We start from the raw sequence: 11,872 nt of genomic DNA, 5'->3' as shown, positions 1-11,872 counted from the left end.
ATTCCATCCCGCCATGACCGATCCGGCCGATCAGCTTCCCGACGACCTTGCCAGCGCGCATGCGATGATCCTCGCGGAGCGTGCAGCCCGCCGTGAAGCGGAAGCGCTCGCCGCCCGCGCCCAGGCGGTGAACTCACATTCGGATGCACTGATTGCCCGACTGAGGCTTGAGATCGAGAAGCTGAAGCGCGACATCCACGGCAGTCGCTCGGAGCGCAAGGCCCGGCTTCTCGAACAGATGGAATTGCAGCTCGAGGAACTGGAGGCCGACGCCAGCGAAGACGAACTGGCGGCGGAGATGACGGCACGCTCATCCACGGTCAGGGCGTTCGAGCGCAAGCGTCCATCGCGCAAGCCTTTCCCAGAGCATCTGCCGCGCGAGCGCGTCGTCATTGCCGCACCATTCAACTGCCCGTGCTGTGGATCGGCCAAACTGGCGAAGCTGGGCGAAGACGTCACCGAGACCCTGGAGGTGATTCCGCGCCAGTGGAAGGTGATCCAGACCGTGCGCGAGAAGTTCACCTGCCGTGAATGCGAGAAGATCACCCAGCCGCCAGCACCCTTCCATGTGACGCCGCGCGGCTTTGCCGGGCCGAACCTCTTGGCGATGATCCTGTTCGAGAAGTTCGGTCAGCATCAGCCGCTGAACCGCCAGAGCGAACGCTATGCCCGCGAGGGCATCGACCTCAGCCTCTCAACGCTCGCCGATCAGGTCGGGGCCTGCGCCGCGGCGCTGAAGCCGGTGCATGCGCTGATCGAAGCGCATGTGCTGGCCGCCGAGCGACTGCATGGTGACGACACCACCGTGCCGATCCTGGCGAAAGGGAAGACCGATACGGGTCGCATCTGGACCTATGTCAGGGATGACCGGCCGTTCGGCGGAACATCGCCGCCGGCGGCGCTCTATTATGCCTCGCGCGATCGGCGGCAGGAGCATCCCGAGCGTCATCTGAAGAGCTTCACCGGCATCCTGCAGGCGGACGCCTATGGCGGCTACAATCCGCTGTTCAAGGTGGATCGCGATCCCGTTCCGCTGACGCAGGCGCTGTGCTGGGCCCATTCTCGGCGCAAGTTCTTCGTGCTTGCCGACATCGCCAGCAACGCCAAACGCGGCAAGAATGCTGCCGCGATCTCGCCGGTCGCGTTCGAGGCGGTCAAGCGCATCGACGCGCTCTTTGATATCGAACGTGACATCAATGGGCTTGCCGCCAACGAGCGCCTGCAACGACGTCAGAAGGACAGCCGTCCGCTCGTTGATGAGCTTCAGGCCTGGCTTCGATCTGAACGAGCAAAGCTGTCGCGCAGTTCACCGGTCACTGAGCCGATCGATTACATGCTGAAGCGCTGGGATGGATTCACGTCCTTCCTCGGCGGCGGCCGGATCTGCCTGACGAATAACGCCGCCGAACGCGCGCTGCGCGGTTTTGCCCTCGGCAGGAAGTCGTGGCTCTTTGCCGGCTCCGATCGTGGTGCCGATCGCGCCGCTTTCATGGCGACGCTGATCATGAGTGCCAAGCTCAATGACGTCGATCCGCAAGCGTGGCTCGCCGACGTTCTTGCTCGTATCGCCGACACCCCGATCACCAGGCTCGAGCAATTGCTCCCGTGGAATTGGCAGCCATTAAGTCCCTAAGAGATCAGGCTGCCAAACCTGCGCTCACTGATTTCATCCGTGAATTTCCCCCAACGCCGCACTTTCAAGAAGAAGGCTGCAATGAGAATCATAGCAATCACTTCCATGCTCGTCGGAACGAGCGATTACCCTCTTGTTCCTGGAACCAAGTTAGAAACGTTGGGAAAGTTCTTAGGAGTTCCAGACCGCTGGGATTTCGGCATTGAAGACGAATTCACGTGCCAATTGGGATATACCGACTTTGAGTTTTCCTTGCGAACACGTAGCAATTGTGTCGAAGTTGAGAGGGTGTGGCTCGAACTGTGGAATGTACATCATGGTGAGCCGCAACCGAAAAGGTCTCCTATACGTCTAGTCGATGGGATTGAGGTCGATCTCGGCGGTTTCCAACCGGGCATCTCGATATCATCTGCTAAAGCACTGTTAGACTCGTTGCGGGTTTTCTACGAGGAATTCAGTCAAGACGATGGCAGCGAGATAGCCAGCAAAATTGTCCTCGAGACGAAATCCGAATTATACTTTTTTCAGGGACATTTTGAGCCTCGGCTCATGGAAATACACTTTTTCGCTGGCGACGAATAAGCCGGTTGCACGCGTGGCCCTCACCGGATGCATACGAGAATGGTCCGGCACGGTGTCGCCGGTCAGCACGGGTTTATGAAGTTGGTGATCGCGATCTGACGCAGCAGCACGCGGCGGATTCTGCTGAAATTCGGGATACCCGCCGCGGCTGGTTTGATCTCCTCATTCCTGTGCTCGTCACAGGAATCCAGCCAGCCCAAGTCATTGGGCTGGAAGAACTCTTCCCCGCGCCACGGACGCGGCGCTGCTCTCATCTCTGTGACAAGCACAGAGTTGAGAAGGAGATTGCAGTCCTCCCCCGCTCTGACCGACGCGCTCGGCAACCTTGTCCGCACCGCCCTCCGCGCCGACAAAACCGGCCAGAGCTTCAACGCCATCATCGATCTCGCAGCAGCCGCCATAAACTCAAGATGAATCTCAACTGGCCTTTGCGAGCGCTGCAAGCTGCGTCATCACCATCGCGGCGCCGGAAAGGCGTTTTTCCGGAGTTGCGAGCTCGCGCTGGAAGAAAATGCTCTGGTCCGGGCGGATCTTGGCGACTGTTCCCTGTTTCGCGATGTAGCCCACGAGTGCCGCGGGATTGGGAAATTCCTTGTTGCGGAACTGGACCACGACGCCCTTCGGCCCCGCATCGAGCTTCTCGACATTCGCCGTGCGGCAGAGCGACTTGACGTAGACGATCTTCAGGAGGTGCTGCACCTCCGTCGGCAGCGGCCCGAAACGGTCGATCAGCTCCGCACCGAAGCCGTCGATCTCCTTGAGGTCGGTCAGCTCACCCAGGCGCCGATAAAGGCCGAGCCGCAGATTGAGGTCCGGCACATACTCTTCCGGGATCATCACCGGCGTTCCGACCGATATCTGCGGCGACCAGCCGGTATCGTGGATCTCCTCCTCGCCCTTGAGCTCGGCGACCGCCTCCTCCAGCATCTGCTGGTAGAGCTCGAAGCCGACCTCCTTGATGTGACCGGACTGCTCCTCGCCGAGCAGGTTGCCCGCTCCGCGGATGTCGAGGTCGTGGCTGGCGAGCTGGAACCCGGCTCCAAGCGTATCAAGCGACTGGAGAACCTTGAGGCGCCGTTCCGCCGGCCCGGTCAACGTCTTGTTGACGGGAAGGGTGAAAAGCGCGAAGGCGCGGACCTTGGAGCGTCCTACCCGACCGCGCAGCTGATAGAGCTGGGCGAGGCCGAACATATCGGCACGATGCACGATCAGGGTGTTGGCGGTCGGCACGTCGAGACCGGACTCTACGATCGTCGTCGAGAGGAGCACATCGTAGCGCCCCTCGTAGAAGGCGTTCATGATATCTTCGAGCTCGGTCGCCGGCATTTGCCCGTGCGCCACGGCAACCTTCAGTTCCGGCACGTCGGATTTAAGGAAATCATGGATTTCCGGAAGATCGCTCACGCGCGGACAGACATAGAAGCTCTGGCCGCCGCGGTAGTGCTCGCGCATCAGCGTCTCTCGGATCACCAAAGCATCGAAGGGCGAAATGAAGGTTCGCACCGCCATGCGGTCGACCGGCGGCGTCGTGATCAGCGACAGTTCGCGCACTCCGGTGAGGGCAAGCTGCAGCGTCCGCGGAATGGGCGTCGCCGAGAGCGTGAGGACGTGCACATCGGTCTTCAGTTCTTTCAGGCGTTCCTTGTGCTTGACACCGAAATGCTGCTCCTCATCGATGATGAGCAGGCCGAGATTGGCGAATTTGATCGACGAGCCGAGCAGCGCGTGCGTGCCCACTACGATGTCCGTCTTGCCTTCGGCGACCTCTTTCTTCGTGAGCGCCAGATCCTTCGAGCCGACCAGCCGTGAGGCCTGCTGTATTCGTATCGGCAAACCGCGGAAACGATCGGAGAAGGTCTTGAAGTGCTGCCGCGCAAGCAGGGTCGTCGGCACGACCACGGCGACCTGCACGCCGTTCATCGCCGCGATGAAGGCGGCACGCAGCGCCACCTCCGTCTTGCCGAAGCCGACATCGCCGCACACGAGGCGGTCCATGGGCCGGCCGCGGCCGAGATCGTCGCGGACGGCATCGATCGAGTTCAATTGGTCCTCGGTCTCGTCATAGGGGAAGCGGGCGGCGAATTCGTCATAGACCCCGTCATGCGCCGCAAGGACCGGCGCATGGCGCGTATGTCTTTCGGCAGCGATGCGGATGAGGCCGCCGGCCATGTCGAGCAGCCGCTTCTTGAGCTTGGCCTTGCGCGCCTGCCAGGCGACGCCGCCGAGCTTGTCGAGGACAGCATCGGTTCCTTCCGAGCCGTAGCGCGACAGAAGCTCGATATTTTCCACCGGCAGGAACAGCTTGGCATCGTCCGCATAGACGAGCTCGAGGCAGTCATGCGGTGCGCCGGCGGCCTCGATCGTCCTGAGGCCGACGAAGCGCCCGATACCGTGCTCGGCGTGTACGACATAACTGCCCTCGTCGAGGCCGGTCACTTCGGCGATGAAATCCGCGCCGCGCTTGCGCCGCTTGGAGCGGCGAACCAGACGGTCGCCGAGAATGTCCTGCTCGCCGATGACGACGAGGTCGCCGGTCTCAAATCCCGCTTCGAGGCTGAGGACCGCGGATGCGGCCTCCCCCGGCTTGAGCGAACCGATATCCGAGAGCGCCTTGACCGGACGGATATTGGCGAGGCCATGCTCGGCCAGAACCTGAAGCAGCCGGTCGAGCGAGCCTTCCGTCCAGCCGGACACGATGACCTTGGCGCCTTTTGCCCGCTTCTCGGCGATATGCTTCACGGCCTGATCGAAAACATTGGTGCGCGTGCCGTCGTTGTCGGCCTCGCCCGCCGGTTTGGCCCAACGCAGGCCCTGACGCGCTTCGATGTTCACGACCTGGCGGGCTTCGCCCTCGTGTTCGGTAAAGGGCGAAAGGCGCACCGCATTGCGATCATTCAGGGCTTCGCCGAAGCCTTTCGCAGTGAGATAGAGCATGTCCGGCGGCACGGGCTTGTAGGGCGTGCCCTGGGTGACCTGAGACTTGCCCGGCGAAGCCGAAGCGAGGCGGGCGTCGTAATAGTCGAGAACGAGCTTCGAGCGCTCTGCCGCGGCCTCTCGCGCCAAATGGTCGGTGACTATGCGAAAGCCGTCGAGATAGTCGAAGACCGTTTCGAGCCGATCGTAGAAAAGCGGCAGCCAATGCTCCATTCCGGCATAGCGCCGTCCCTCCGACACGGCCTGATAAAGCGCATCGTCGCGCGTCGCCGCTCCGAAGAGAGAAAGATACTGCTTTCGGAAGTGGCTGATCGTCTCGGGCGTCAGGGATACCTCGCTCATCGGATTGAGGTCGAGGGACCGGACCTGCCCGATCGTGCGCTGGCTTGCGGGATCGAAGGAGCGGATCGCCTCGAGCGTGTCGCCGAAGAAGTCGAGGCGCAAAGGCTCGCCGCTGCCGGGTACATAGACATCGAGGATGCCTCCCCGTACGGCGAATTCGCCCATCTCGCGCACGGTCGGGACCCGTTCGAAGCCGTTTCGCTCCAGCCGGGCGGCAAGGTCGTCCATGCGGATCTGGTTGCCGGGCCGTGCCGTGAAGGCGAGGCTTTCGATCACATCCTGCGGCGAGATCCTTTGCAGCGCTGCATTGATGGTGACGAGCACGATCGCCGGATGCGGTTTCCTGCGGTGGGCGATCAACGCGCTCAGCGCGGCAAGCCTGCGCGCCGAGGTGTCGGCGCTCGGCGAGACCCGGTCGTAAGGCAGGCAGTCCCAACCCGGCAGCGTCAGGACCGGGATATCGGGAGCGACGAAACCGAGCACCTGTTCGAGGTCAGCGACCTTCTGGCCATCGGAGAGGATATAGGCGACGGGGGCCCCGGCCCGGGCCAGTTCGGCGAGAACGAGCGCCTCGGCACCCGTGGGCACCGGGCCGATCGTAATTTCCCGCGTCGCCGCAAGAATCTTCCTAGGGTCGAAGCCAGGTATCATCGTCATGTCTACTTCGTTTCGTGGCGAACCGGGTCGAAATCCGGGCGATAGGCCGCGATGCGGAAGAAGAGTTCCGTCGCATAACGCTCGGGCAGCGGTTTTTCTCCGGTGATCCAGCGGACGAGGTCGTTGTCCTCCTCCCCCATGATCGCTTCGAGTTCGTCGAGCTCCGCTTCGGACAAGGCGGCGAGCTCCGCCTCGGCGAACTGGCCGAGGATCAGGTCCATCTCCCGAATGCCGCGGTGCCACGCGCGGAAGAGAATCCTGCGCCGACGCGGGTCGAGATCGGCGCTCGTGCGCGAAATGCCGGTCATGGGATGTCCTTCCTGCTCTCCGCCGCTCTGCGGATCGAGATCATGGGCTCTATAAACGCTGGAAAGCAGGTTGTCAGCCTTGCCAAAGCCGGAATTATCGTCGCAATTTCATTGCTATGCGCCCTGCCCTGCTCGATCCGCTGTTTTCGCCCCTCGACACATTGCCCGGCATCGGCCCGAAGACCGGCGAACTTTACGCGCGCCTGCTCGGGCGCGAGACGGTTGAAGACTGCCGCGTCGTCGATCTCCTGTTCCATATCCCTCATTCGCTGATCGATCGTCGCCGCCAGCCCGGCATTGCCCATGCTCCAAACGGTGCGATCGTTACCATCACGGGCCGGGTAGACCGGCACCAGCCGGCTCCCAGTGGCAGATCGAACGTGCCCTACCGCGTCTTTCTCCACGACGAGACCGGCGAACTGGCGCTCACCTTCTTCCGCGTCAGGGGGAACTGGCTCGAGAAGGCCCTGCCCATCGATGAGACGGTGATCGTCAGCGGCAAGGTGGACTGGTTCAACGGGCGGGCTTCCATGGTCCACCCGGACTATATGGTCCGTGCGGCCGAATCGGAGAACATGCCGCTCGTCGAACCCGTCTATGGCCTGACGGCAGGCCTGACCTCGAGGCCCCTTCGCAAGTCGATCGAGGCGGCAGTGGCGCGCGTCCCGGACCTGCCGGAGTGGCTGGATGAGGCACTCCTGCGCCAACAGGGCTTCAAGAGCGCCAAAGAAAGCTTCCAGCGCCTGCACGAACCGCGGGACGAAACCGATATAGATGCGCAGGCGCCGGCGCGCCGCCGGATCGCCTATGACGAGTTCCTGGCAGGGCAGCTTTCGCTCTCCCTCGTTCGCCAGCGATTGCGCAAGGTCGCCGGTACGCCGATTCATCCGACCGGCCGGTTGAGCGGTCCGGTAATCGCAGCCCTGCCCTTCTCCTTGACGAACAGCCAGTCGGCGGCCGTCGACGAGATCCTTGCCGACATGTCCGGAGCCGACCGCATGCTGCGGCTGCTGCAGGGGGACGTCGGCTCCGGCAAGACGGCCGTGGCCTTGATGGCGATGCTGGCGGCGGTGGAATCCGGCGGCCAGGCGGTGCTGATGGCGCCGACGGAAATTCTCGCGCGGCAGCACCACGCCACGCTTTCGAGGATGGCCGCGCCGGCGGGCATCACGATCGATATCCTGACCGGCAGGACGAAGGGCAAGGAACGGGACGCGATACTGGAACGCATTGCCTCCGGCGAGACGCAGCTGGTCATCGGCACGCACGCACTCTTCCAGGACGCTGTGATCTATCGCCAACTCGTCCTCGCCGTGGTCGACGAGCAGCATCGTTTCGGCGTGCATCAGAGGCTGCGGCTGACGGCCAAGGGTATCTCGCCGCACATGCTCGTGATGACCGCGACGCCGATTCCGAGAACACTCGTGCTCGCCGCCTTCGGCGACATGGACGTATCGAAGCTCACGGAGAAGCCGGCGGGGCGCAAACCGATCCAGACCGTCACGATTCCGAACGAACGGACGGACGAGATCGTGGAGAGGCTCGACGCAGCGCTCCGGCAGGGCAAGAAGGCCTATTGGATCTGCCCGCTTGTCGAGGAATCCGAGGAGACCGACGCCATGTCCGCCGATGAGCGCTACCAGAGCCTTGCTCGACGGTTCGGCAAGGATGTCGGCCTGGTGCACGGGCGCATGGCAGGGCCGGACAAGGACGCCGTCATGCTCGCCTTCAAGAACGGTGAAATCCGTTTGCTCGTGGCTACGACGGTCGTCGAGGTCGGCGTCGACGTGCCGGATGCCACGATCATGGTCATCGAGCACGCCGAACGCTTCGGCCTTGCGCAACTGCACCAGCTACGCGGCCGCGTGGGGCGCGGCGACGAAGCCTCGACCTGCATCCTTTTGTACAAGAGCCCACTCAGCGAAGCAGGGCGCGCGCGTCTTTCGGTCCTGCGTGAAAGCGAAGACGGCTTCCTGATCGCCGAGGAGGATCTGAAGCTGCGCGGCGAAGGCGAGCTTCTCGGCACGCGGCAGTCCGGCACGCCGGGTTTCCTCATCGCAAGCCTCGAGGCGCATGCCGACCTCCTGGAGATGGCGCGCAAGGACGCCGCCTATGTCATAGACAGGGATCCGGAACTGACGTCGGAACGCGGCCAGGCGCTCAGGACGCTGCTCTATCTCTTCCGGCGCGACGAGGCGATCCGGTTCCTGCGGGCCGGCTGATCATCCCGCGACCTCAAACGCTCTCTTGCTGCTTGATCGCACGCGGGGGCGCATTGGCCAGCGGGTTGTAATCCGGCGCGACGAGGCCTCCGGAAATCAGCAGCTTCGCAGCATCCTCGGCGCTCATCTGCAGGGGAATGATCTTGTCGCGGGGCACGAAGAGCAGGAAGCCGGCGGTGGGGATCGGTGTCGGAGGCAGGAAGACCGTCACCATGTCCATGCCGCGCTCGTCGAACCTGGCAGCAATCTCGCCCTTCACGTCCGTGGCGATAAAGACCAGCGACCACAGCCCGGGACTTGGATATTCGATCAGCCCTGCCCTCTTGAACGAGGACGACTGGTCCTGCAGCACGGTCTGGAAGATCTGTTTCAGCGACTTGTAGATGGAGCGGACGAGCGGCGTCCGGTTGAGGAGCGACTCGCCGAAATTGATGATCGAGCGTCCGACGAGGTTCGCGGTCAGGAAACCGACCAGGGTGATGACCACGACGGCGACGAGCAGCCCGAAACCCGGGATCGCGATCGGCAGATAATTATCGGGATTATAGAAGCTCGGCAGATACGGTTTCACCCAACCGTCGGCCCACTCGATGAAGGAGCGGACCAGCCACACCGTAATCGCCAGGGGCGCGCAGATGATAAGCCCGGTAAGAAAGTAGTTGCGCAACCGGGCTGCGATGATGCCGCTTTTGGAACTTTCCGTCATGCCGTTGCCATCGATCCGTCAGTCCGCTCCGAAGGCGGGATGATAAGTGACGGTGCCGGAAACCAGCCCTCCCGACAAGGGTAAAGCCATGAAATATTGCGGCGCACAACCCGGAAAAACAAGAGCAGGCTCGTTGCGGAATCCGAATCTCTCATAGAAGGCCGGATTGCCCGCCAGGACGCAGCCTGAAGCCCCCGCCTTGCGCAGCATGTCGAGCCCGCGGCGCACAAGTGCGCTCCCCGTGCCGCGTCCTTGCCGGTCCGGCCGCACCGACACGGGACCCAGCCCGTACCAGCCGACCGCGAACGGGGTGATCGTGACAGGCGAAAAAGCGATGTGGCCGATCAACTCACCCTCTTCCTCGGCAACGAGGGACAGCGTCATCGCGTCCTCGGAGCGCAGCCGGTCGATGATCCGGGCCTCCGTCTGGTCGCTATAGGGTTGGCCGGCGAAAGCCGCCTCGGTAATCTGCCGGATCGTCTCGGCATCGCCCGCAGTTTCCGGTCGGATGATCATTCGACCGTCACCGATTTGGCGAGGTTGCGCGGCTGGTCCACGTCGGTCCCCATGAAGACGGCCGTATGATAGGCGAGAAGCTGGACCGGCAATGAGAAGATCATCGGCGCGATGATCTCGTCGACCTCCGGCAGCACGATCGTGTGCATCGTATCGAGCTTCGACGCGGCCGCACCTCTATCGTCGGTTATCAGGATGATACGGCCGCCGCGTGCGGCCACCTCCTGCATGTTCGATACCGTCTTGTCGAAGAAGCGGTCATGCGGCGCGATGACGATGACGGGCATGTTTTCGTCGATCAGGGCGATCGGTCCGTGCTTCAGCTCGCCAGCGGCGTAACCTTCGGCGTGGATATACGAAATCTCCTTGAGCTTCAGCGCCCCTTCCATTGCCAGCGGGAAGCTGGTGCCGCGGCCGAGATAAAGGACGTCGTGGCATTTGGACAGTTCGCGCGACAGACTCTCGATCTTCGGCTGGATGCTGTTCAGCACCTGACCCATGATGCGCGGCATTTCGGCAAGGCTCTTTACGAGCGCTTGCTCCTCTTCGTCGCTGATCGTTCCGCGGGCCTTGCCCGCCCCGACCGCAAGTGCGGCCAAGACGGCAAGCTGGCAGGTGAATGCTTTGGTCGAGGCGACGCCGATCTCAGGGCCCGCAAGAATCGGAAAGACCGCATCGGATTCCCGTGCGATGGTCGACTCGCGGGCATTGACCACCGCGCCGATCTTGAGGCCGTGCTCCTTGCAATATCTCAGCGAGGCCAGTGTGTCGGCGGTCTCGCCCGACTGCGAGATGAAAAGAGCCGCCGACTGCGGCGACAGCGGTATCTCGCGGTAGCGGAATTCGGACGCAACGTCGATTTCGACCGGCAGGCGGGCATAGCGCTCGAACCAATATTTGCCGATCAGGCCGGCGAGATAAGCTGTGCCGCAGGCAGAGATCGCCAGGCTCGGGACCTTGCCGAAATCGATGGCGTCGGAAATCGGAACGACACGATTTTCTATGAAATTCACATAATGCCCGAGAGCATGGGCGATGACCTCCGGCTGCTCATAGATCTCCTTCTCCATGAAATGGCGATGGTTGCCCTTGTCCACCAGAAAGGCAGCAGCCGTCGAAATCTGGCGCGGACGTTCGACGACATTGCCGTCGAAATCGAAGATATGGACGCCGGTCTTGCCGATGACGGCCCAGTCACCATCGATGAGATAGGTGATTTCATTGGTGAAGGGAGCAAGCGCGATCGCGTCCGAACCCAGGAACATCTCGCCGCTGCCGTGGCCGATCGCCAGCGGCGGTCCGTTGCGTGCCGCCATGATGGTCGACGGATCGTCCTCGAAGAGAACGGCCAGTGCGTAGGCGCCCTTGACGCGCTTCAGCATGGCATGCATCGCCTCGCGCCGCCCCAGTCCATCGCGCCGGTATTTCGCCAGAAGATGCGCGACGACCTCGGTGTCCGTCTCCGTCTGGAATTCCGCTCCTCCTGCCGCCAGCTCGTCCTTGAGCTCGGCGAAATTCTCGATGATGCCGTTGTGAACCACGGCGACGCCTTCAGTGAAATGCGGGTGGGCGTTGCGTTCCGTGGGTGCTCCATGGGTTGCCCAGCGCGTGTGGGCGATGCCGATGGTGCCGGCCAGAGGCTCCTCTCTCAACCTGCTCTCGAGGTTGACCAGCTTGCCCTCGGCCCGCCGGCGCTGCAGCGTTCCCGCGTCGATCGTCGCGACGCCGGCCGAATCATAGCCGCGATACTCCAGGCGCTTCAATGCTTCGACCAGCCGCTCCGATACCGGCTGATTCCCCACGATGCCAACAATCCCGCACATATCCCTCTCCGCGTCTCTTCACGCCCTGCGGCGTATCAGCTCAAATGTAACGACCACTGCATGTTTCCCCGAATCGTACCGGCTCGAGGACAGGAATATGCAGCAAATCTAAAATGCTGCAGCGACCATTGCGCGTCCGACAAACGCGC

General features: G+C 62.6%; 9 protein-coding genes. 3 read left to right on the top strand and 6 right to left on the bottom strand.

From position 1 onward, the window contains the following. Positions 1-13 precede the first annotated feature (13 nt). Together tnpC and M1D43_RS05090 are read left to right on the top strand one after the other, a co-directional pair. Complete coding sequence (tnpC, locus tag M1D43_RS05095; protein ID WP_153313334.1) at positions 14-1,633, top strand: IS66 family transposase; 1,620 nt, start codon at positions 14-16, stop codon at positions 1,631-1,633. Positions 1,634-1,714: 81 nt separating this feature from the next. Next, on the top strand, positions 1,715-2,215 hold the full coding sequence (locus tag M1D43_RS05090) for a hypothetical protein (protein WP_153313333.1): 501 nt from the start codon (positions 1,715-1,717) through the stop codon (positions 2,213-2,215). Between the two features lie 62 nt (positions 2,216-2,277). On the opposite strand, the gene M1D43_RS05085 is transcribed toward M1D43_RS05090, so the two are convergent. From M1D43_RS05085 to M1D43_RS05075, 3 genes are read right to left on the bottom strand one after another with little or no spacing between them, the layout of a single operon-like run. After that, positions 2,278-2,592 carry a hypothetical protein gene (locus tag M1D43_RS05085; RefSeq protein WP_192923408.1) on the bottom strand — a complete coding sequence of 105 codons (315 nt, stop codon included), beginning with the start codon at positions 2,590-2,592 and terminating at the stop codon, positions 2,278-2,280. A 40-nt stretch (positions 2,593-2,632) separates the two neighbouring features. Beyond that, positions 2,633-6,148, bottom strand: a complete 3,516-nt coding sequence (mfd, locus tag M1D43_RS05080) for a transcription-repair coupling factor (protein ID WP_153313332.1) — start codon at positions 6,146-6,148, stop codon at positions 2,633-2,635. A 2-nt stretch (positions 6,149-6,150) separates the two neighbouring features. Further along, entirely contained in the window at positions 6,151-6,456 is a 306-nt protein-coding gene (locus tag M1D43_RS05075) for an FAD assembly factor SdhE (RefSeq protein WP_028011380.1), read from the bottom strand. A gap of 116 nt (positions 6,457-6,572) precedes the next feature. Between M1D43_RS05075 and recG the strand changes: the two genes are divergently transcribed. Further along, on the top strand, positions 6,573-8,678 hold the full coding sequence (gene recG / locus M1D43_RS05070; protein WP_153313331.1) for an ATP-dependent DNA helicase RecG: 2,106 nt from the start codon (positions 6,573-6,575) through the stop codon (positions 8,676-8,678). 13 nt (positions 8,679-8,691) lie between these two features. Here recG and M1D43_RS05065 read toward each other — a convergent pair whose 3' ends face one another. Genes M1D43_RS05065 through glmS form a run of 3 tightly spaced genes read right to left on the bottom strand, consistent with a single transcriptional unit; the run spans position 8,692 to position 11,723 of the window. Further along, complete coding sequence (locus M1D43_RS05065) at positions 8,692-9,384, bottom strand: DUF502 domain-containing protein (protein WP_003537698.1); 693 nt, start codon at positions 9,382-9,384, stop codon at positions 8,692-8,694. Between the two features lie 18 nt (positions 9,385-9,402). Next, positions 9,403-9,900, bottom strand: coding sequence for a GNAT family N-acetyltransferase (locus M1D43_RS05060; RefSeq protein WP_003537700.1), 498 nt, complete (start codon positions 9,898-9,900; stop codon positions 9,403-9,405). After that, positions 9,897-11,723, bottom strand: a complete 1,827-nt coding sequence (glmS, locus tag M1D43_RS05055) for a glutamine--fructose-6-phosphate transaminase (isomerizing) (RefSeq protein WP_318853685.1) — start codon at positions 11,721-11,723, stop codon at positions 9,897-9,899. Before glmS ends, M1D43_RS05060 begins: the two co-directional genes overlap by 4 nt. Positions 11,724-11,872 lie beyond the last annotated feature (149 nt).

Source organism: Ensifer sp. R1-3 (assembly GCF_056739175.1).
This window is presented reverse-complemented; position numbering and strand designations above follow the sequence as displayed.